The organism is Kribbella sp. NPDC050281, from assembly GCF_040655855.1.
Classification (GTDB): domain Bacteria; phylum Actinomycetota; class Actinomycetes; order Propionibacteriales; family Kribbellaceae; genus Kribbella.
On the sequence record NZ_JBFAKS010000044.1, the window covers coordinates 1 to 20,094 of the forward strand.

Sequence of the window (20,094 nt, forward strand, 5' to 3'; positions counted from 1 at the left end):
GGCCAGCCGCACGCGGTTGGCCAACCCACAGGCTCGTGGGTCAACCCACCAGCCAGGTTGGGGAGGGAGGGTGGCGGGGCAGACGGTGGGGCGGGGAAGGGGCGGGGAAGGGCAGGGTAGGGGTGAGGGTGGGTCAGGCTGGTGGGGTGGGGGTTGCGCCGGTGGCGGTGACTTCGTAGGTGGTGGAGCCGACGCGGAGGCCGGTGAGGCGGGCGTTGGGGTCCAGGGCGGCGACCTGTGGGTTCGCGGTGACCGTGCCGTCGAGGCCGACCTCGACACCGAAGACACCCTCCAGGACCAGGCTGACCCAGGCGCCGGACGACGAGCACGACCAGTCGATCAGGTACGGGAACTGTGGCGGCGACTTGCGCGCACCACCGGCCATGGCAGGGACCGCCTCCTCGACGAAGTGCGCCTGACCGGTCGGCCCCTGGTTGGCCGACTTCGCCAGGCCGGGCAGCCAGTCCAGTACGACGTCCGCCCGCCCCAGCTGGAACAACGCACGACCGGCATCAGCCGGCCAGGCGGGATAGGCACCGTTCCACTGGTGATCCGGCCGCACGCTGAAGGCCGCGTCGGCGTCGTACGGCGAGAGTGCGCGCATCCACGTCGGGGTCTGCAGCTCTCGCTGGAAGAAGTCGACCATCTCGGTCCGCTGGCTCTCCGAGAGGTCGGCGGCGATCGTCGTACCGATGATGTTGAAGTCGTAGCAGTGCCGCACCGGGATCATCGCGCCGTCGGGCTGCCGTGCGTGCCAGAAGCCGCTGCCCTCGATGTACAGCTCGTTGACATGACCGACCTGCTCGTCGGCCTCCTTGCGCAGCAACGCCGCCCGGTCCTCGTCACCGGAGCGCGAAGCCACCTCGGCCGCGACCCGCAGACACCACACGTTGGCGGCGTTGAAACTCGCGACCTCGTGCACGTAGCTGCTGACGCACTCCATCAGGTTGTCGATGCCGCCGTAGTCCGCCAGTGCGTGCTTGCCGCGCAACCCGCGCCAGGCGGTCGCCCAGTCGTGCAGATGCTCGCCGACCGGCTTGTGCGCCACTTCCCGGCCCACCTCGGTGTCCAGGAACCCGGTGTCCCCGGTGAAGCGGACGTAGTCCCGCACCAGCCGCGTCATGGCGAAGTCGTTGACCGAGTACCAGTACCCGACCGGCCCGCCGGTGAGCCACTCGGTGCCGAAGTGCGCGTGGGTGTCGAGATCGATCCAGTGCTCGATGTGCTTGCGCATCGGCGCCGGGTCGAGCAGCGCATGGGTCAGCGACGAGAGGCTGTAGTCCCAGATGAAGGTCGTGGTCTGCCAGTACCGCGGCATCAACGTGTCGTACGTCCGTCCGAGCACACTGGCCGGGTTGTCCCGCCGGAACCAGATCACCCCGAGCACGCCCCACCAGTACAGCTTCCGCAACGCCTCGTTCGACGTCTCCAGAATCGGCAGCGACCCACTGAAGCCATCACTCGTTGGGTCGAACGCATCCGCCAACGCCTTGTCCCACAGGCGTTCCGCGTCCTCGATCACCGCCGGCACGTCGGCCACACACGCGTCGAAATGCGCGGAAGCCTCGGCCAGGTCGCCCGCCAGCACATGGACGTACGCCAACCGGCCACTACCCGACGAGTCCAGCGTGATCGTTGCTTCGAGCATCGACCGGTCCACGGCACCCGGTACGTCGAGGCCCTGCACACTCACCGCGGACCCGGACTCCCCTGTTCCGACGACACGCTCGCCGTCGGCACGCAATGTGTTCGGCTCCGACGGCGGCTCCGGCTTCAGCCAGCCGCGCGGCGAACGAGTCGCCGTACTGTCCAGTGCGAGGCCCAGACGCACCGAGCGCCCTGGTGTCCCGGAAACCTCCAGCTGTACGACGACCGCCGGGCGACCGGGCGCACACGCGGTGGTCGACCGCAGGTGGAGCCCATCGACCGTCGTCGACCGCACCACGCAGTCCGGCCGCCACACCACCTCGACAGTGCCGCCGTACGACCGGGCCAGCCGGCCGTCGACGTACAGCTGACCGGTGATGCAGTCGCCGTGCGAGTACGGCGGGAAGTTCACGCTGCGGACCGCGAACACGTCCAGATCGACCTGTGCGGTGCCCAGGAAGTTCGTCAGCCCGGGCGGGTTGAACATGTCGTCGTACGTATGCGTCAGAACGTCGCTCGCCAGATCGGCGGAACGAGGAATGGTCATGAGGGGTCTGCCCAATCGGTGTTCGGGAGGAGCGGGTACCAGTCCGGGCGCGCCGGATCCCGGTCGTACGGATACGGGCCGAGCTCGCGGAACAGTTCGGCGTACTCGGCCAGCTTGTCGCGGTCCAGCTCCACGCCGAGCCCGGGAGCCTCCGGTACGGCGATCGTCCCGCCGTCGTACGGAAGCTTGCCTCCGACAATGATGTCGTCGCGCAGGTGGTGGTAGTGCGCGTCCGCGGCGAAGGCCAGGTTCGGGACCACGGCGCCCAGGTGCAGCATCGTCGCCAGCTGGATGCCGAGCTCGCCGGAGGAGTGCACGGCAACCCCGAGCTGGAAGGTCTCGCAGACGCCGGCCGCCTTGATGCACGGCCGGATGCCGCCCCAGAACGTGGTGTCCAGCAGGATGACGTCGACGGCCGGGTCGAGCACGTTCGCGGCGAGCTGCTCGAAGTTCACGACCACGGTGTTGGTGGCGAGCGGGATCGGAGTGTTCTCGCGGACCCGCCGCATGCCGTTCAGGCCCCAGGTCGGGTCCTCGAGGTAGTCGTTGTCGAGGTCCTCGATGCCGCGGGCGAACCGGATCGCCTCTTCGACGCTGAACGCACCGTTCGGGTCGAACCGGACCCGGTGCCCGGGGAACGCCTCGGCCAGCGCGCGGAAACACTCCCGCTCGTAGTCCGGCGGGAACACGCCGCCCTTCAGCTTGTGCACGCGGAAGCCGTGGTCGTCGACGAGCGACCGCGCGTGGGCCACCAGCTGCTCGGCGGTCCGGATCTCACCGGTGCCGTCGTCGGCCGGGTGCCGGAAGAACAGGTAACTGGCGAACTCCACCCGATCGCGGACCTTGCCGCCGAGCAGTTCGTGCACGGGTACGCCGAGCTCCCGGCCCTGCAGGTCGAGGCAGGCGAACTCGATCGCGGCGAGCAGCTGGGTCCGGTTGTTGTAGAGGCTCGCGGTCGGGTTGGCGAGCATCCAGCGCAACGCCTCGGTGCGGGCCGGGTCATGGCCGACCAGGTAGGGCTTGAGTCCGGTGACGGCGGCCTCGGCGCTCTGGCCGCCGCCGCCCATCTCACCCAGGCCGATCAGGCCGTTGTCGGCTTCGACCTCGACGACGGTCCGGACGAACCGCCCCCAGTGCGCGCCGTTGCTGTGCCGCAGCGGCGCCTCGAGCGGCATCGTGACGGTGGTGGCGCGGATGTCGACGATCTTCACTTGGCGTCCTCCGGCAGTACGACGGCCAGTCCGGCGGTCAGCCCGCCGTCCACCTTCACGTCCGCGCCGGTGACGAACGCGGCGCCCGGCGAGGCCAGGAAATGGATGACCTCGGCAACTTCTCCGGGTGTCGCCACCCGGCCGAGCGGATGCGAGCGACCCCACTCGGCGACCACCTCGTCGGTCGATCGCCCGCCACCGAACTGTGCCGCGGACGTCCGCAGCATCGGGGTGTCCACCGAGCCGGGGCAGACCGCGTTCACCCGGATCCCGTCCGCGGCGTGGTCGACCGCCATCGCCCGCACCAGGCTGAGCAACGCGCCCTTCCCCATCGAGTACGCCGCCACACTCGTCTGCGCGGCGTAGGCCTGCACCGAGGAAACCACCACAACACTCCCGCCGCGTGGAAGCTTCGGCACGAACGCCTGACAAGCAAAGAACACTCCGCCGACATTCACTGCCATCACCTCGTCGAAGACAGCGGGCGGCGTATCCACGACAGTCCCATACCGCTGGATCCCAGCGGCACACACCAACACTTCCACGCTGTCGAACTGCTCCGCGGCTGCTGCCAAGGCACCCCGGTCACCAACGTCGACCGCGATCCCCCGAACACCCAGTTCGTCCTGGAGGGAAGCGAGGGCATCCGCATCCCGATCCAGGGCAACCACCTGATCACCGGCGGCAACAAACCGCTCCACAGCACCACGTCCGATCCCGGCGGCCCCGCCGGTCACGACGACTGTGCGGCGACCCCCCACCCCGCCGGAGGCGGCGCTTTGCACTTCGCCACCGAGGGTGGCGCCAGGATCCTGCGACATATGTGTCCTTTCAGAACTGGCCGAGGGCGAGGCCCCGGGAGAAGAAGCGTTGGGCGGCGAGGAAGAGGATGACGGTGGGCAGGGAGACCAGGAGTCCGCCGGCCAGGACGGTGGGCAGGGCGGCGCCGCCGTACGTGCTCTGCAGGCCGGTGAGGGCGGGCATGATCGGACGGACCGATTCCGACTGACTCAAGGTCAGGCCGAGCAACAGGTCGTTCCAGACGAACGTCGCCTGCAGGATGAAGATCGCGGCCAGCGCCGAACCCGCCATCGGCAGGTAGATGCTGCGGAAGATGCGGAACAGTCCGCCGCCGTCGACCACCGCGGCCTCGAACACGCTCCGCGCGATCCCGGTGAAGAAGTTCCGCATCACGAACGCCGAGAACGGCACGGTGATCGCGGTGTAGACGATGATCATCCCGACCCGGGTGTCGTACAGGCCGGAGTCGGCGTACCCGGAGAACAGCGGCATCAGGATCATCTGCAGCGGGAAGATCGTGCCGCCGAAGATGAACACGAACCACAGGAATCCGCGCTTCAGCTTCAGTACGACGATCGCGTATCCGGCGGCCGCACCGATCAGGACCGCGAGCACCGGCGCGATCACGCTGTACATCGTCGTCGCCACCAGCGTGTCGCCCAGTGCCGCCTTGTTCCACGCGTCCGCGAAGTTCGTGAACAGCGAGAACCCGGCCGGCTTCCACACGGTCGCGGCGTCGTACCCGTCGACGGGCTTGGCCGCGTTCACGATCAGCAGGTACACCGGCGCGAGCCAGATCAGCCCGAGGACGACGAGGAACGGAGTCTTAACCCTGCTCACGCGAATCTCCCAACTGGTAGCGGAGATAGAGGATCGACGCGGCAAAGGTGACCAGGCTCAGGAACAACGCGATCGCGGCGCCCTGGCCGTAGTCGTTCAGCACGAACGTCTCCTTGTACATGGACAGCGCGAGCGTCTCCGACGACGTACCGGGACCGCCCTGCGTCATCACCCACACCACGTCGAACGTCTTCAGGCTGGCGACGATCGACAGGCCGATGACGACCGTGGTGATCGGCCGCAGCTGCGGCCACAACTGGTGCAGGAACAGCCGGAAGCCCTCCGCACCGTCCAGCCGGGCGGCCTCCAGCGGCTCGGCCGGGATCGACTGCAGCCCGACCACGAACAGCAGTGCGTTCACACCGGCCGCCTGCCAGGTGACGGCCACGATCATCATCAGCGTGTTGCCCGGACCGGCCTGCAGCCAGCCGGTGTGCGCACCGGGGAGGCCGAAGAACCCCAGCATCTGCCCGAGCGCACCGTCCGGCTGCAGTACGAAGCCCCAGATGACACCCACCGCCACACCGGAGATCGCGTACGGCAGCAGGAACGGCAACCGCAGCCACGTGCCCCACTTGTGCCCATAGGTCAGTACGGCGATCAGCAACCCGAGCACCACCGGCAGAGTCACCATGCCGACGACCCACAGCAGCGTGTTGACCAGCGCACCCACCAGGTCCGGGTCGCTGAACATCGCCTTGTAGTTCGCGAGCCCGGACCAGATCGGTGAGGCCAGGCCGTCGTAGTCGGTGAAGCTGACGTAGGTCGTCCAGAGGAACGGCAGGTACAGCAGCAGTGCGACCACGGCCACGGCCGGCAGGCCGAACAGTGGCGCGGCCCGGGCACCCGTCCGCGCCGACTGTTGTCCAGTCGCGCGGCGCTTGACGGGTGCCGGCCGCTCGATCGTCGAGGTCACTTCTGTTTGGCCCAGTACGCGTCCGCCTCGGCCTGGATCTTCTGCAGGCCCGGCATCGGATCGCCCGGCTTGGTCACGAACGCGCCGAACACCTCGAGCGCCTTGTTCGCCACCGGCACCGGTGTCGCCTCGAACCAGCGGTTGATCAGCCGGTAGCCGTCACCGCCGACGTCCTTGTTCAGCGCCGCCAGCCCCGGGTCCTTGACCTCGGCCTTCGGGTTGAAGGACAGGTCGCCGCGGGCGTTCGCCCAGGCGGTCTGCGCCTGCGGCGTGACCCACCAGTCGGTCCACTTCTTCACCGTCGAGGCATGGTCACTCGCGGCGGCCGAGCAGACCGGACCGGTCTCGAAGATCATCGAGGTCTTGGGCAGTGAGGGATTCACGTTCGGGATGAGGAAGAAGTCGTAGTCCGTGCCGGCCTTCATCTTCAGCGTGTTCAGGTTGCCGCTGAACCAGGTGCCGAAGTTGATCATTCCCACGGCGCCGCTCTTCAGCTGCGCCTGCGGCTCGGTCTTCGAGCCCGGGTCGCTGAAGTCGCCGGCCTCGATCATCTTCTTCCACTCGTTCATCACCTCGACCACACCCGGGTCGGTGTACTTCGCCTTGCCCGTGGCCAGGGCGTCGTACAGGTCCGGGTCCTTGCCGGCCAGCAGCGTCTCGAACCAGACGAAGCTGAACAGGATGTTGGTCTGGTAGAACGGCCTCACCCCGACGGCCTTGACCTTGTCGGCCACCGTCATCAGTTCCTGCCACGTCTTCGGGGTCTCGGTGATCCCGGCCTTCTTGAAGACGGCCTTGTTGTAGTACATCACCCAGTAGCCCGCCAGCAGCGGGAGACAGTACTGCTTGTTGTCGAAGGTGAAGTACTGCTTCAGCTGCTCCGGGATGTTGCCGTCAGCAACCGCCTTGGACCACTGGTCGGTGGTCTCGGCGACGAGCTTCTGGTCCACCAGATCCTGAAGCTCCTTGCCGGTGTGCCAGCTGAACAGGTCCGCCTTCTCCTTGGTCCGGAACGAGGACCGGATGAACGCGGTGTAGGTGTTGGAGTCGGAGTAGCCGACCGGCTCCATGCCCACGCCGACGTCCTTCTTGCTGGCCGCGCCGACCTGGACGAAGGCGTCCTTCCAGCCGCCTTTGTCGTTGTAGAACTTCAGCGAGTCGACCGGCTTGTCCTCGCCCTTGGCGGCGCTCGAGCCGCCATTGCCCCCGCAGGCGGACAGCACGAGCGCGCCGGCCACCGCCAGGGCGGTCAGTGCTTTCCGATTGGTGATGCGTCGCATTGTGGTGCGTCCTCTCAGCTCTCAGGGGGTGCTGGGGTCTTGGGGCGGGTTGACACGTTCGTTGATGACGGCAAGAACTCCGTCGAGGTGCTCGCGGGTCAGCCGCTCGGCCAGCTCGGAGTCGCCGGCCAGGACAGCCGCGTGGATGGCCCGGTGCTCGTCCAGATCGGTCTGCCGGTCGCCGTGGATGTGCAGGATCTCCAACTGCTCGCGGACGTTGACGACCGTCACGGACTCGACCACCTCGGCCAGCGTCGCGTTCCCGGTCGCTTGCGCGAGCGAGCGGTGGAAGTCCATGTTGACCTCGGCCAACTGGGCGTGGTCGCCGGTCTCGATCAGCTCGGCCGCAGCGGCCAGGTCCCCCTCCATCTGCTGCAGTGCGGCCTCAGTGCGGACCCGCGCGGCCACTGCGGCGACCGGTGGCTCGATCAGCGCCCGTGCCTGCAGCAACTCGACCAAGCGGTCTGCTGACGGCGTCGGGGCCAGCGGGTTGGCCAGAACCAGTCGGCCGACATGCGGACCGACGTACACGCCTGATCCGTGCCGGAGCTCGACGGCGCCGGTGGCCTCCAGCCTGCGGAGCGCCTCCCGCACTGTCGGTACGGCGACCTTGAAGCGGTCGGCCAGCGATCGCACCGACTCGAACTGGTCACCGGACGACAGCTTGCGGTCGGCGATCAGCGCCAGCATCGACGCGGCCAGGTCGTCGAGAAGGCTCCGGCGTACGACGCCACCCGATGAGCTCACTGTGCTCCCGCCGGGGTCAGCGTCACTCCGACGAACCGGGGCCGGTAGATGCTCACGTCGGCGTACAGGTCGGTGTTGGCGTCGAGACTGTTGACGTTGTAGCTGACCAGGAGCGTGTCGCCGCGGCGCAGGTCCGGGTGGTCGTGGGAGTTGTACGTGATGATGTTGGCGTTCCCGTAGCTCCCGGTGGTTCCGGTCTCCGGGGTCTGGTAGAGCTCGACCGGCTTCACGAACGGACCGGTCGGCGAGCAGGAGAAGTACCCGAGGACGCGCTTGCTGAACAGCTCGGTGGTGTCGTGAGTGACCAGCACGTAGCCGTCGTGCCAGCGCGTCACGCTGTGCTCGTTGGCAACGCCCTCCAGCACTCGGGCCGAGGCGGTCTCGTCCGCCGACCAGCCGGAGCCGGTCCAGTACTCCCATGGCTCCGCGGTCAGGTCATCGCCACGGACCCGCGCGACATGCTGGTACTTCGAGCTGCCCAGGTCCTCGACACCGTAGATGTAGGTGTAGCCGCGGTCGCTCAGCAGCCAGGCGGACCACTGCACGTTGGCGGCCGACGGGAGCGGGGTGAGCGAGCGTAGCTTGAGCGTCTTGCTGTCGAACCGCGCGAGGTAGTTGCTGGCCCAGTGCCAGTCCCACTGACCCGGACCGGTCTTCTCGAACCGCAGTGCGGTGACGTCGAGGTACCGGCCGGCGTGGCTGGTCGCTGCCGCGCCGACCCAGTACCAGCCGTTGGCGGGCGGTGGCAGGAGCGCCGTCGGGTTGGCCGGCGTACCGCCGGTGACGGTCTTCAGCGTCTTGCCTTGCTGGACCACGAACGAGTTGTTGATGAACGGCGTCGTGGTCGGACGGCTGCCATCCGGGTTGACAGGGCCGAGGAACGTGTCCGAGAAGACCCAGGCGGTGCGGCCTCCGGGCAGCTGGACCGAGTAGGTGCTGTCCGCACCGGTCCAGCCCGTGCCGGTGTTGCTGTAGGCGTTCAGCAGCGACTCGGGCGCGGCGTGCGGCTGCGCGGTCGCCGACCAGTTGGTTCGCACCGCGCTGCAATCCGGTGTCCCGGAGGCAACCGCGGGCGAAGTGATTGCTCCAGCGGTCAACGACACCACTCCGACCGCAGCTACCCACCGACGTCGAAACATGAAAATGATCAGATCACTTGGTCATTAGCCTGTCAAGACTCAGGGTTGGATCAGGGCGCGTACGGGGGCTTGACGCTACCGGTGGGGTGGGAGGATCGACCGCATGAAGAACTTGGTCATCAGGCTGCTCGCCAACGCGGTCGCGCTGGCGATCGCCAGCTGGATCGTCGCCGGGATCACTTTGCAGGGTGCGACCACGGGCCGGCGGATCCTCACGCTGCTCATTGTCGCCGCGATCTTCGGTGTGGTGAACGCGATCGTGAAGCCCGTGGTGAAGCTGCTGTCGCTCCCGTTCATCATTCTGACGCTGGGGCTGCTCACCTTCGTCATCAACGCGGTGATGCTGCTGCTCACCTCGTGGATCACCGGGAAGCTGGACGTGCAGTTCCACGTCGACGGTTTCTGGAACGCGCTGCTCGGCGCGTTCATCATCACCGTCGTCGGGGTGATCCTCAACGCCGTCCTCCCGGACAAGGCGGAGATCAAGTGACGTGAGGGTCGAGATCGTTTGTACCGGGAATATCTGCCGGTCGCCGATCGGGGAGGTTGTGCTGCGGGCGAAGCTCGCGGAGGCGGGGATCGACGACGTGCAGGTCACCAGCTCGGGCACGGGCGGGTGGCATGTCGGCGACCCGATGGACCCGCGGGCCGCGGCGGCCTTGCGCCGGCGCGGGTACGACGGCAGTGCGCATCGGGCCCGGGAGTTCCGGGCCGGGTGGTTCGCGGAGCGCGATCTCGTCCTCGCGATGGACTCGGGACACCTGTCCGCGCTGACCCGGCGAGGTCGTGCGACCGTCCCGATCCAGTTGTTCGCGGACGTCGACGTACCCGATCCGTACTACGGCGACGACGACGGGTTCGACGACGTCCTCGCGCAGATCGAGAAGGCGGCCGACGCCTGGGTCGACCGCCTCCGGTCCAGGGCCTGACCTACGGCTGGTCGATCTCCCGCTTGACGGCAACGAACCAGTCGACGCCCGGTTCGAACTTCTTGCCGCCGGCGATCCGCGGGAACTCGATCGCACGCAGTACGTCGCCGCGCTCCTCGTCGTGGCCGACCACACCGCTCTCGCCGCGCAGCGCCGCGTCGACGGCGTAGTCGGTGCACTCCTTGATCAGGGCCAGGTCGCGGTCGTTGGACGCGGCCGAACGGCTGAAGTAGCCGCTCTTCTGCACCATCGTCTTCTCGGCGCCGATCCGCTCGGCGAACTGCTTGGCGAACCAGGCACCCGGGTTGATCGTGTCCAGCTTGACGTGACCGAACGGGTCCCGGCCGACCTCCTCGCCGCGGGCCTCCAGCTCGGCCACGATCGACTCCACGCCGGCGCCCTCGGACAGGAAGATGTTGACGCAGTCGTGCTCGTCCATCACCTTGCCGAGCCGCTCCGCCTCGGCGTCCAGGTCGATCGTCTCCTCCGGCACGTACACCGCGTGCACGTCCCAGCCCGCCGCGTCCAGGCCGATGCCCGGGTTCCACTCCTGCTGCTTCCACCAGTCGCGGTACTCCCGGGCCGTTGCCGCGGTCAACCAGCCGCAGTTACGGCCCATCACCTCGTGGACGATCAGCATCCGGGGATTCGAGCTGTGCTCGCCGATGATGTTGCGGGCGAACAGCGCACCCTGCTCGGCCGCGGTCCACGCACCCAGGCTCTGCCGGATCGGGATCACGTCGTTGTCGATCGTCTTCGGCAGGCCGACCACGGTCAGGTCGTAGTCGTGCTCGTGCAGGTACGCCGCCAGGTCCGCCGCGGTGGTGTTGGTGTCGTCACCACCGATCGTGTGCAGTACGTCGACGCCGTCGGTGACGAGCCGCTCGGCCGCGACCTGGAGCGCGTTCTGGCCCTCGGCGATCAGGCTGCGCTTGACCAGGTCGGCGGTGTTGGTCAGCTTGACCCGGCTGTTCCCGATCGGGCTGCCGCCGAACTTGTGCAGCAGGGACGCCTTCTCGCGTACCTCCGGCGTCACCTCGACGTACCGGCCGCTGAGCAGGCCGTGGTACCCGTTCAGGTAGGCGATGATCTCGACGTCGGGCGCCACCTCGGTGTAGCGCTCGATCAGCCCGCCGACGGCGGACGACAGGCAGGGCGCGAGCCCGCCGGCGGTGAGCAGGGCAACTCTGCGGACAGACTTGTCGGCAGCCATGGTCCAGGTCCTTCCAGAGGTCGCTGAAGTCGCCAACAGCCTAGTGAGGCAGACCACTCTCAGCGGTGGTTGGGGTTCACTCCAGCGGCACCGAGCGGGGCGGCACCGGGGTGGAGACGACGAAGGAGCTGGTCGTCTGGCCGTGGACGAGGAACTTGTCGAGCACGTCCTCGAGACTGGCGATGGCGGCGACCTGGACGCGCATCAGGAAACAGTCCTCACCGGAGATCCGGTGGCACTCGACGACTTCCGGCGTTCGCGCGGCCAGCTCGATGACCCTCGGGATCTGACCGGGACCGGGACGCAGGCGCACCCAGGCCGCGACCGGCAGCCCGAGCGCGGCCGGGTCGACCTCGAGCCGGTAGCCGCGGATCACGCCGGATTCCTCCAGCCGGGTGACCCGCTCGCGCACGGTCGGCGCCGAGACTCCGAGCCGGCGCGCCAGTTCGGTGGTGCGCAGCCGCGGATCGGCTGTCAGCTCGGTCAGCAGCCGAACATTCAGGGCGTCGAGCAGCGGCTTGTCAGTGTGAAGGGATTGCACGCCTTCTACGTTCGTTCCGGCAACCATGAGTTGGCTCCTTGGCTCGTTTCGCCATGGGAAACAGCGGATGCGATTTCTAGGGTAATCACGTGGCAACCATCGTGGAAGCACCGCCCCAGAAGGGGCTGGCGACCGGGGCAGCGGCCGTGACAGTCGTGCTCTGGGCCTCGTCGTTCGTCGCCATCCGGCATGTCGGCACCGAGTTCTCCGCCGGTGCCTTGGCCCTGATCCGCCTGGGCCTCGGCAGCGTCCTCCTCGGTGCGTTCCTGTTCCTCCGTCCCCGGCGGGAAGTCCCCGAACGCCGTTGGCCGGGCAAGCGCGACTGGCCGCAGTTGCTGGCCTGCGGCCTGCTCTGGTTCGGCGTCTACAACCTCGCGCTGAACGAGGCCGAACGTCGCCTCGACGCCGGCACCGCGGCCATGCTCGTCCACATCGCGCCGCTGCTGATCGCCTTGCTCGCCGGTCTCACCCTCGGCGAAGGCTTCCCCCGCCAGGTCATCATCGGCAGCCTGGTCGCGTTCGGCGGCATCGTGCTGATCGGTGCGTCGACCTCCACCGGCCGAGCGGAAACCTGGGGCGTCGTCCTCTGCGTCACCGCCGCCGCGTCGTACGCCATCGGCGTGGTGACGCAGAAGCCGCTGCTGAGCCGGCTCCCCGCGGCAGAGGTGACCTGGCTCGCCTGCACGATCGGCGCGGTCGTCTGCCTCCCGTTTGCTCCCACCCTGATCGACGAGCTTGGTTCCGCGAGCGCCGGGACGATCTGGTGGGCGGTGTACCTGGCTGTCTTCCCAACCGCGCTCGGCTTCACCACCTGGGCGTTCGCTCTCCGGCGGACCAGCGCAGGCAAGATGGGCGCCACGGTGTACGCCGTACCGGTCGTCGCCATCGCCCTTGGCTGGCTGTTCCTCGGTGAGACTCCCGCTCTGCTCGCACTGGCCGGCGGTGCCTTGTGCCTCGCTGGAGTCGCGATCTCACGTCGTACCCGGAGGATCCGATGAAGTTCGGCGTCTTCGTACCGCAGGGCTGGCGGATGGACCTGGTCGAGATCAAGGACCCGGTCGAGCAGTGGGAGGCCATGACGGCTGTAGCCCGCGCCGCCGACGCAGGGCCCTGGGATTCGATCTGGTTGTTCGACCACTTCCACACGGTCCCCGAGCCGGTCCGCGAGACCGTCTTCGAGGCCTGGACGGCGACGGCGGCTCTCGCCCGCGACACCGAGCGGGTGAACATCGGCCAGATGGTCGGCTGCAACGGCTACCGCAACCCCGCGCTCTACGCGAAGATCGCGGCCACCGTCGACGTCGCCAGCCACGGCCGCCTGTACGCCGGGATCGGCGCCGGGTGGTCGGAGCACGAGTGGAAGGCCTACGGGTACCCGTGGACCGGACTCAAGGACCGGATGAGTTCGTTCACCGAAGCGGTCGAGCTGATCCGCCGGCTGTGGCACGAGGAGGACGTCGTCTTCCAGGGCAAGTACCACTCGGTCGACCGGCCGTACGTCGAGCCACGCCGGCAACCGCCGCTCTGGATCGGTGGCGGCGGTGAGAAGGTCACCCTCCGGCTGGTCGCCAAGTACGCGGACGCCTGCAACTTCGGCAGCGGCAAGCCCGAGCTGGTCAAGCAGAAGCTGGCCGTACTGCGCGCGCACTGTGACGAGCTCGGCCGGGACTACGGCGAGATCGTGAAATCGACCAGCATCAACGTGTTCCCGATCGAGTCCGGCGCCGATCCGGCGGCCGCGACGGCGAAGGCCCGTGGCCGCTACAGCGTCCAGGAGTTCACCGAGATCGGCGCCGGTGGTGGTCCGCCGGACCTTCGCGCCGGAATCGTCACGACCAAGGAGCTCAGCGCGCACATCGAGCAGTTGGCCGAGGCCGGCGTCGAGTACGTCATCGTCTACATCCCGGGCGTCGCGTACGACCACGAGCCGCTGCAACGGTTCGCGGAGGAGGTCGTACCGGCGTTCAGCTGAGGGTGGCCGCCAGCTCGCGCAGGTGCTGGTGGATCCCGGTGTAGACGTCCGCGGCCGGCAGCAGGCGCTTCGGGACCTTGGTGACCACGCTGTAGTTCACGTCGACCACGTTGGCCAGCGGGACCTCGCTGATCTGGCTGAGCAACTGGTAGGCGTCCAGCTTGTCCAGCCCGTACAGCGAACCGAGCCAGTGCACCATGTCGACCTGGCCGGCTCGCCACGCGTCCTCGAGCGGCCGGCTCGACCCGACCACGGCCAGGTACTCGTCATTCTCGATCCGCGGCCAGACCGGTCCCGGCGTCTTCACCAGATCCACGATCAGTACGACGTTCATCGCGCCCTCGACCGCAGTCCCGCAAGACTCGCCCTCGCCTTGGCGGTAGTGCCCGTCGCCGACCGAGAAGAGTGCACCTTCGACGTTCACGTTGAGGTAGCAGGTCGCACCGGCCCGCATCTCCGGCGTGTCCATGTTGCCGCCGAACATGTCCGGGACCAGCGAGGAGCGCGCCTCACCCGCGGCGGGCGCGACACCGACCGTGCCCAGCATCGGCTCCAGCGGCAGCGCGAGCTCCAGGTCGCTGCCCTGCGCCTGGAACCCGACGGTCTGCTTGTCCGAGTCGACCTCGTAGATCCAGGTCCGCTCCGGCAGCGGGTCCTGCAAGGTCGCCGTCCGGTCGGTGCTGGTCAGGCCGCCGAAGTACGGGATGGTCGCGGACACACCCCAGGTCCGGGCGGGCGTCAGGTCGACGAAGTGCAGCGCCAGGGTGTCCCCCGGCTCGGCGCCCTCGACGTAGAACGGGCCGGTCTGCGGGTTCACGAACGGCATCTTCAGCGAGGCGCTGGCGAGGTCCGTCGTGCTGCGCAGCGTGCCGCAGTACGCGTCCTCGGTCCACAACCGCAGGGCGGTGCCCGGCTTGATCCGGCGTACCGGCGGAACCCCGCCGAAGGTCCAGGCGAACTGCTCGGGCTCGGGGCTGAAGTCGAGGATGTCCACGAGTCAGCAACCTACGGCGTACGGCGGGATTGGGCGAGCGATCAGCGGGTTCTCAGGCGATTCTCACAGAGACGGCCTAATCTCGAAACGCGGACGGTCATTCCGGGCTGTCCGGACTCAGGCCGAGCGGGGAGCACGATGCGCGTACTGGTGGTGGACGACGACCGGGCCGTCCGGGACTCGCTGCGCCGTTCCCTGGAGTTCAACGACTTCGAGGTGGTGACGGCCTCCGACGGCGCCGAGGCGCTGGCCGTGATCGGCAACGTCGAACCCGACGTCGTGGTGATGGACGTGATGATGCCACGCCTCGACGGCCTGGAGACCACGAAGGCCCTGCGGGCCGCGGGCAACAACATCCCGATCCTGGTGCTGACCGCCCGGGACGCGGTCGCGGACCGGGTCGACGGCCTGGACGCCGGCGGCGACGACTACCTGACGAAGCCGTTCGCACTCGAGGAGTTGCTGGCCCGGCTGCGTGCCCTGCTCCGTCGCAGCACCACGCCCGGCGAGGGCGGCCAGCGCGGCGAGGTCCTGCAGTACGCCGACCTCGTGGTCGACGTGGACGCGCACGAGGTGCACCGCGGCGACGTACCGATCCCCCTCACCCGAACCGAGTTCTCCCTGCTCGAGTTGCTCATCCGCAACCCCCGCCGGGTGCTCGAGCGCGCAGTGATCCTGGACGCGGTCTGGGGTTACGACTTCCCGACCACCGCCAACTCCCTCGAGGTCTACATCGGCTATCTGCGCCGTAAGACCGAGGTCAACAACCTGCCCCGGCTGATCCACACCGTCCGCGGCATCGGCTATGTGCTGAGAGACACCCCACCGTGAGCAAGCAACACCCCGACGACTTCCCCTCGTACGCCGGCCGGCCGCCGGGCGCCGCTCAGTCCGGCGCTGCGCCGCGTTCACCGCGACCGCAGCCGTCCGGACCACTACCACAGCCCGCTCAGCCCGGTCAGCCTGTTGCCAACGGCAACGGCAACGGGAACCGGATGGTCGCGACCGCGGCCCGGACCCAGGACTGGTGGCAGGAGAAGGTCCACACCCTCAGCCTGCACGCCCGCGTCACCCTGCTGGCCGCGGTGGCGGTCGGTCTGGCCGTCGCGATCGTGAGTGTCGCGGCGTACATGACCGTGCGCCAGCAGATGTACCAGAACCTCGACGACAGCCTGACCAACCGGGTCGCCCAGGCCGCGCAGAAGGGCGTCCTGACCAACCTCGAGAATCTGCAGAACGTCTCCTCCGACGCGCTCGGCCTCAGCGACATCCGGGTCGGGATGATCGGAGCGGACGGCCAGACGTTCGGGGCGGCGAACAGCCCGGTTCCGCCGATGGGCCCGGACGAGGTCGCGGTCGCCCAGGCGCAGGGGAACGAGGCGAGTCTGCGGACCGTCGGCGTCCGCAACGGCGGCTCGCACTTCCGCGTGGTCGCCGTACCCGCGCACTACTGTCCGTTGGGCGCCAAGTGCCAGATCAATCCCGAGCTCTACCAGCCGGCCGCGCTGGTGGTGGCCCAGTCGCTGGCGCCGATCGACCGGACGCTGCACAACCTCGGCGTGGTGCTGTGGGCGTTCGGCCTGATCGGCGTGATCGGTGCAGCGCTCGCCGGCAACGCGATCGCGCGGTCCGGGCTCCGGCCACTCGCCCGGCTGACCGGTGCGGCGGAACACGTGGCGCAGACCGAGGATCTGAAGCCGATCCCGGTGTCCGGGTCGGACGAGATCTCCCGCTTGGCCCGGGCCTTCAACGCAATGCTCGCGGCGCTGGCCCGATCACAGGATCGGCAGCGGCGGCTCGTCGGCGACGCCGGTCACGAACTGCGGACGCCGCTCACCAGCATCCGGACCAACCTCGACCTGCTGGCCCAGGCGGATCAGCGCGGCGGCCTCCGGGCCGAAGACCGGCAGCAACTGCTGGACGACGTACGCGCACAGATGGACGAGCTGACCACGTTGATCGGCGACCTCACGGAGCTGGCCCGCGACACACCGCAGGTCCGCAACGCCGAGCTGATCGAGCTGTCCAACGTGGTCGAGGACGCCGTCATCAAGGTACGGCGCCGTGCGCCGGGGCTGGAGTGGGACGTCCAGCTCACACCGTTCCCGGTGTGGGGTGACGAACGGCTGCTCGGACGCGCAGTGACCAACCTGCTCGACAACGCGGCGAAGTACAGCCTCCCCGAGGACGGCACCCAGCGCAGCGACGGGCAACCGTCCGGCCTCGTCACGGTCCGGCTGTTGGACGGCGTACTGACTGTGACGGACTCCGGCTCGGGGATCGCCGAGGCGGACCTGCCGCACGTGTTCGAGCGGTTCTACCGGTCCAGTGAGGCGCGCAGCCGGCCTGGTTCGGGGCTGGGGCTGGCGATCGTGAAGCACGCGGCCGAGCAGCACGGCGGGATGATCTACGCCCGCAACGTCCCGGGCGCCGGTGCGCAGTTCACGCTGTGGCTGCCGCACGCGGCCACGCAGACTCGCTGACAGCGCCTTGACTGATCCTTCAGGGGATCTTCATGGAGTTCTTCGGCTGCTTTGACGGGATCTTCAGGGCCTTCTCAGGTCCAGCCCGCACAGTACTTCTCATGACCGAGAACCAGCCGCACCAGCCGCAGCAGCCGCAGAACCAGCCCGGCCAGAACCCGCAGCAGCAGGGGCCGGACCGGACGCAGCAGTTGCCGCTGTCTGGTTACGGACAGCACCAGCAGCAGCAGTACGCGCCGCTCGGTGGTCAGCAGCGACCGGGTCAGCACCCTTCAGGTGGGAGTGCCTACCCGCAGTTCGGAGCGCCGGGGACGCATCAGGGGACGCCTCCCGGCTCGAACTGGCCGCCTTTCGGCCCGCAGCCGACACACCAGCCGGAGCCTGCCAAGCCGAAGCGGCGTGGCCTGGCGGCGGTGGCGCTGACCGCGCTTCTGGTCGGTGCCGCGGGCGGCGTAGGTGGTGCGGCTGTGTACTCGGCGACCAATGACTCCAGCGCGACTCCGTCGGTGACGGCGCCGCTGAACGGCAACCAGGCGGCTCCTGCCGCCGCACCGGACGGTTCGGTGCAGAGCGCCGCCGCGAAGGTGCTGCCGAGCGTGGTGAAGATCGCCGTCGCGTCCCAGCAGGGCGCGGCGACCGGGTCCGGCATCGTGATCAGCAAGGACGGCCTGATCGTCACCAACAACCACGTGGTCGCCGGCGGCGGCGCCGGCGCGCAGATCACCGTGATGCTGAACGACGGGCGGACCGTACCGGCCACGATCAAGGGCACCGACCCGCTGACCGACCTGGCCGTGATCCACGCCGACGCGACCGACCTCACCCCGGCAACTCTGGGGCAGAGCGGCAAACTCGGCGTCGGGCAGGGCGTGGTGGCGATCGGTTCGCCGTTCGGCCTCGAGGCGACCGTGACGAGCGGGATCGTCTCGGCGCTGAACCGCCCGGTCACCTCCGGCGACGAGCAGCAGGACAGTACGACGGTCTTCCCAGCAATCCAGACGGACGCCGCGATCAATCCCGGAAACTCCGGCGGCGCCCTCATCGACCTCGCCGGCCAGGTGGTCGGAATCAACAGCGCGATCAAAACCGCCGGTGGATCGGGACAATCCGAAGGCGGCAACATCGGCCTGGGCTTCGCTATCCCGATCGACCAGGCCAAGCCGATCATCGACGAGCTGGTGGCCAAGGGCAAGGCCACGCATGCACGGCTCGGAGTGACGGTCGGCGACGCGCAGTCTTCCGACGGGCTCTCTTCAGGGGCACGCCTCGGCGAGGCAACGTCCGGCGGTGCGGCGGACAAGGCCGGTCTGCAAGCGGGTGATGTGGTCACCGCTGTGGACGGTAAGGCGATCTCGTCAGGGGACGCGCTGGTCGCCGCGGTCCGCTCGCACCGCCCGGGCGATGAGGTGAAGATCAACTTCACCCGCAACGGAAAGGCCCAGTCGGTGACCGCCACCCTCGGGTCCGACAACGGCAACCCGACCGGCTGACACCACGGCATTCCTCCCTGGTTGGGACTGCGGCCGCCCACCGAGCGGCCGCAGTCCCTTTTTCTGTGAGTAAATGCGGTGCGGTGGCCGGGGGTGCGCGTTAGCGTCCGGCCATGACTCTTTCGCGGGTACGGCCGCCCCTTGTTGCTGATGAGCGCACACAATTGATCGGGTGGCTGGATCTGCAGCGGGCCCTGGTGCGGTGGAAACTGGACGGGCTGGCGGAGGCGGACGAGCACCGGGTGGTGTTTCCGGAGTCGCCGTTGATGACGCCGGCGGGGCTGGTGTCGCATATGCGATGGACCGAGCACTGCTGGTTCAACGTCATCTTTCTGGGTGAGCCGGAGGCAGGCAACCCGCAGTTCCAGAAGGAGCCGGAAAGCGCCGACATGCGGGTGGACGGCGTACCGCTGGCTCAGTTGCTGGACGAGTTCGAGGCGCAGTGCGCGCAATCGAACGAGATCGTGGCGGCGCACTCGCTCGACGAGGTCGGGAAGGATTCGGAGTACCAGCCCACGCTCCGGTGGATGCTGCTCCACATGCTCGAGGAGACGGCCCGCCACGTCGGCCATCTCGACACCATGCGCGAGCTGCTCGACGGCCAGAAGGGGTATTACTAGAGCTTGTGAGTGTGGAGATCCGGCGGGCCGATGATCGCTTCCAGACCGCGAGTGAGTGGCTGGACTCGCGGCACTCGTTCTCGTTCGGGCCGCACTACGACCCGGCGAACGTCGGGTTCGGGTTCCTGCTCGCACACAACGACGAGACGGTTGCCCCCGGCACCGGTTTCGACACGCACCCGCACCAGGACCTCGAGATCGTCACCTGGGTACTGCGCGGTGCTCTGGCGCACCAGGATTCGCAGGGACACAGCGGGGTGGTCTACCCGGGTCTGGCGCAGCGGATGAGCGCCGGGTCAGGCATCCGGCACTCCGAACGCAACGACGGCGCCGAGCCGGTCCACTACGTGCAGATGTGGGTCCGGCCGGACGAGCTCGACCTGCCGCCGTCGTACCAGCAGAGCGAGATCGATCTGACGACCGGCGAACTGGTCCCGATCGCCTCCGGTCTACCGAAACACGCTGCCAGCGCCGCGATCCGCATCAACCAGCGCTCCGCCGGAATGTCCGTCGCCCGGCTGGCTCCGGGTGCCACGGTTGCCCTGCCGGACGCGCCGTACGTCCATCTCTTCGTCGCTCAAGGGACGGCGAGCCTGGAAGGCGCCGGTGACCTGGGTACGTCGGACGCCGCGCGGCTGACCGCCTCCGACGGACCCCGTATCACCGCCGGCCCAGCCGGCGCAGAGCTCCTACTCTGGGAGATGCACTAGCCCGCGGCCACCGC

At 68.5% G+C, this 20,094-nt stretch carries 20 protein-coding genes; 9 read left to right on the forward strand and 11 right to left on the reverse strand.

What is annotated here, in order from left to right; all coding sequences use genetic code 11:
* Nucleotides 1–133 precede the first annotated feature (133 nt).
* Genes AB0I34_RS35605 through AB0I34_RS35640 form a run of 8 tightly spaced genes read right to left on the reverse strand, consistent with a single transcriptional unit; the run spans nucleotide 134 to nucleotide 9,026 of the window.
* The gene (locus tag AB0I34_RS35605; RefSeq protein ID WP_360453942.1) at nucleotides 134–2,194 is read right to left on the reverse strand and encodes a hypothetical protein; all 2,061 of its coding nucleotides are present in this window, start codon (nucleotides 2,192–2,194) and stop codon (nucleotides 134–136) included.
* Complete coding sequence (locus AB0I34_RS35610) at nucleotides 2,191–3,405, reverse strand: enolase C-terminal domain-like protein (protein ID WP_360453945.1); 1,215 nt, start codon at nucleotides 3,403–3,405, stop codon at nucleotides 2,191–2,193. Before AB0I34_RS35610 ends, AB0I34_RS35605 begins: the two co-directional genes overlap by 4 nt.
* Nucleotides 3,402–4,226, reverse strand: coding sequence for an SDR family oxidoreductase (locus AB0I34_RS35615; protein ID WP_360453948.1), 825 nt, complete (start codon nucleotides 4,224–4,226; stop codon nucleotides 3,402–3,404). The genes AB0I34_RS35610 and AB0I34_RS35615 overlap by 4 nt, the downstream gene beginning before the upstream one ends.
* Nucleotides 4,227–4,236: 10 nt before the next feature.
* A complete protein-coding gene (locus tag AB0I34_RS35620; RefSeq protein WP_360453951.1) occupies nucleotides 4,237–5,046 on the reverse strand; it encodes a carbohydrate ABC transporter permease in 810 nt (269 codons plus the stop codon).
* Complete coding sequence (locus tag AB0I34_RS35625; RefSeq protein ID WP_360453954.1) at nucleotides 5,033–5,962, reverse strand: sugar ABC transporter permease; 930 nt, start codon at nucleotides 5,960–5,962, stop codon at nucleotides 5,033–5,035. Before AB0I34_RS35625 ends, AB0I34_RS35620 begins: the two co-directional genes overlap by 14 nt.
* Nucleotides 5,959–7,242 carry an extracellular solute-binding protein gene (locus AB0I34_RS35630; protein WP_360453957.1) on the reverse strand — a complete coding sequence of 428 codons (1,284 nt, stop codon included), beginning with the start codon at nucleotides 7,240–7,242 and terminating at the stop codon, nucleotides 5,959–5,961. Before AB0I34_RS35630 ends, AB0I34_RS35625 begins: the two co-directional genes overlap by 4 nt.
* Nucleotides 7,243–7,263: 21 nt before the next feature.
* Nucleotides 7,264–7,989, reverse strand: coding sequence for an FCD domain-containing protein (locus tag AB0I34_RS35635; protein ID WP_360453960.1), 726 nt, complete (start codon nucleotides 7,987–7,989; stop codon nucleotides 7,264–7,266).
* A complete protein-coding gene (locus AB0I34_RS35640; protein WP_360453963.1) occupies nucleotides 7,986–9,026 on the reverse strand; it encodes a DUF4185 domain-containing protein in 1,041 nt (346 codons plus the stop codon). Before AB0I34_RS35640 ends, AB0I34_RS35635 begins: the two co-directional genes overlap by 4 nt.
* A gap of 205 nt (nucleotides 9,027–9,231) precedes the next feature.
* On the opposite strand from AB0I34_RS35640, the gene AB0I34_RS35645 reads away from it, so the two are divergent.
* Together AB0I34_RS35645 and AB0I34_RS35650 are read left to right on the forward strand one after the other, a co-directional pair.
* The gene (locus tag AB0I34_RS35645) at nucleotides 9,232–9,618 is read left to right on the forward strand and encodes a phage holin family protein (RefSeq protein WP_360453966.1); all 387 of its coding nucleotides are present in this window, start codon (nucleotides 9,232–9,234) and stop codon (nucleotides 9,616–9,618) included.
* A 1-nt stretch (nucleotide 9,619) separates the two neighbouring features.
* Nucleotides 9,620–10,057, forward strand: coding sequence for a low molecular weight protein-tyrosine-phosphatase (locus AB0I34_RS35650; RefSeq protein ID WP_360453969.1), 438 nt, complete (start codon nucleotides 9,620–9,622; stop codon nucleotides 10,055–10,057).
* A gap of 1 nt (nucleotide 10,058) precedes the next feature.
* On the opposite strand, the gene AB0I34_RS35655 is transcribed toward AB0I34_RS35650, so the two are convergent.
* Both AB0I34_RS35655 and AB0I34_RS35660 read right to left on the reverse strand, forming a co-directional pair.
* Complete coding sequence (locus tag AB0I34_RS35655; protein ID WP_360453972.1) at nucleotides 10,059–11,270, reverse strand: pyrophosphate--fructose-6-phosphate 1-phosphotransferase; 1,212 nt, start codon at nucleotides 11,268–11,270, stop codon at nucleotides 10,059–10,061.
* A 76-nt stretch (nucleotides 11,271–11,346) separates the two neighbouring features.
* The gene (locus tag AB0I34_RS35660) at nucleotides 11,347–11,811 is read right to left on the reverse strand and encodes an Lrp/AsnC family transcriptional regulator (protein WP_360453975.1); all 465 of its coding nucleotides are present in this window, start codon (nucleotides 11,809–11,811) and stop codon (nucleotides 11,347–11,349) included.
* 89 nt (nucleotides 11,812–11,900) lie between these two features.
* On the opposite strand from AB0I34_RS35660, the gene AB0I34_RS35665 reads away from it, so the two are divergent.
* Nucleotides 11,901–12,809 (forward strand): EamA family transporter, encoded by a 909-nt coding sequence (locus AB0I34_RS35665; protein ID WP_360453978.1) that lies wholly within the window; start codon nucleotides 11,901–11,903, stop codon nucleotides 12,807–12,809.
* Nucleotides 12,806–13,783, forward strand: coding sequence for an LLM class F420-dependent oxidoreductase (locus AB0I34_RS35670; protein ID WP_360453981.1), 978 nt, complete (start codon nucleotides 12,806–12,808; stop codon nucleotides 13,781–13,783). The genes AB0I34_RS35665 and AB0I34_RS35670 overlap by 4 nt, the downstream gene beginning before the upstream one ends.
* Here the strand turns inward: AB0I34_RS35670 and AB0I34_RS35675 are convergent.
* A complete protein-coding gene (locus AB0I34_RS35675) occupies nucleotides 13,776–14,777 on the reverse strand; it encodes an acetamidase/formamidase family protein (protein WP_360453984.1) in 1,002 nt (333 codons plus the stop codon). The two genes, AB0I34_RS35670 and AB0I34_RS35675, sit on opposite strands and share 8 nt — an antisense overlap.
* 138 nt (nucleotides 14,778–14,915) lie before the next feature.
* Here AB0I34_RS35675 and AB0I34_RS35680 point away from each other — a divergent pair, with 138 nt between their 5' ends.
* The 5 genes from AB0I34_RS35680 (at nucleotide 14,916) to AB0I34_RS35700 (ending at nucleotide 20,080) form a co-directional block, all read left to right on the forward strand.
* Nucleotides 14,916–15,608: a response regulator transcription factor gene (locus AB0I34_RS35680; protein ID WP_360453987.1), complete on the forward strand. Its 693-nt coding sequence runs from the start codon at nucleotides 14,916–14,918 to the stop codon at nucleotides 15,606–15,608.
* Nucleotides 15,605–17,260 carry a HAMP domain-containing sensor histidine kinase gene (locus AB0I34_RS35685; RefSeq protein ID WP_360453990.1) on the forward strand — a complete coding sequence of 552 codons (1,656 nt, stop codon included), beginning with the start codon at nucleotides 15,605–15,607 and terminating at the stop codon, nucleotides 17,258–17,260. The genes AB0I34_RS35680 and AB0I34_RS35685 overlap by 4 nt, the downstream gene beginning before the upstream one ends.
* A 101-nt stretch (nucleotides 17,261–17,361) precedes the next feature.
* The gene (locus AB0I34_RS35690) at nucleotides 17,362–18,750 is read left to right on the forward strand and encodes a trypsin-like peptidase domain-containing protein (protein WP_360453993.1); all 1,389 of its coding nucleotides are present in this window, start codon (nucleotides 17,362–17,364) and stop codon (nucleotides 18,748–18,750) included.
* Between the two features lie 113 nt (nucleotides 18,751–18,863).
* The gene (locus AB0I34_RS35695; RefSeq protein WP_360453996.1) at nucleotides 18,864–19,370 is read left to right on the forward strand and encodes a DinB family protein; all 507 of its coding nucleotides are present in this window, start codon (nucleotides 18,864–18,866) and stop codon (nucleotides 19,368–19,370) included.
* Between the two features lie 5 nt (nucleotides 19,371–19,375).
* Complete coding sequence (locus tag AB0I34_RS35700) at nucleotides 19,376–20,080, forward strand: pirin family protein (protein WP_360453999.1); 705 nt, start codon at nucleotides 19,376–19,378, stop codon at nucleotides 20,078–20,080.
* Nucleotides 20,081–20,094: the final 14 nt, after the last annotated feature.

What these genes read in the sequence shown, in the direction of transcription:
- AB0I34_RS35605 (WP_360453942.1), bottom strand. Translation starts at nt 2,194, where the DNA reads ATGACCATTCCTCGTTCCGCCGATCTGGCGAGCGACGTTCTGACGCAT.
- AB0I34_RS35615 (WP_360453948.1), bottom strand. Translation starts at nt 4,226, where the DNA reads ATGTCGCAGGATCCTGGCGCCACCCTCGGTGGCGAAGTGCAAAGCGCC.
- AB0I34_RS35630 (WP_360453957.1), bottom strand. Translation starts at nt 7,242, where the DNA reads ATGCGACGCATCACCAATCGGAAAGCACTGACCGCCCTGGCGGTGGCC.
- AB0I34_RS35645 (WP_360453966.1), top strand. Translation starts at nt 9,232, where the DNA reads ATGAAGAACTTGGTCATCAGGCTGCTCGCCAACGCGGTCGCGCTGGCG.
- AB0I34_RS35655 (WP_360453972.1), bottom strand. Translation starts at nt 11,270, where the DNA reads ATGGCTGCCGACAAGTCTGTCCGCAGAGTTGCCCTGCTCACCGCCGGC.
- AB0I34_RS35670 (WP_360453981.1), top strand. Translation starts at nt 12,806, where the DNA reads ATGAAGTTCGGCGTCTTCGTACCGCAGGGCTGGCGGATGGACCTGGTC.
- AB0I34_RS35680 (WP_360453987.1), top strand. Translation starts at nt 14,916, where the DNA reads ATGCGCGTACTGGTGGTGGACGACGACCGGGCCGTCCGGGACTCGCTG.
- AB0I34_RS35690 (WP_360453993.1), top strand. Translation starts at nt 17,362, where the DNA reads ATGACCGAGAACCAGCCGCACCAGCCGCAGCAGCCGCAGAACCAGCCC.
- AB0I34_RS35695 (WP_360453996.1), top strand. Translation starts at nt 18,864, where the DNA reads ATGACTCTTTCGCGGGTACGGCCGCCCCTTGTTGCTGATGAGCGCACA.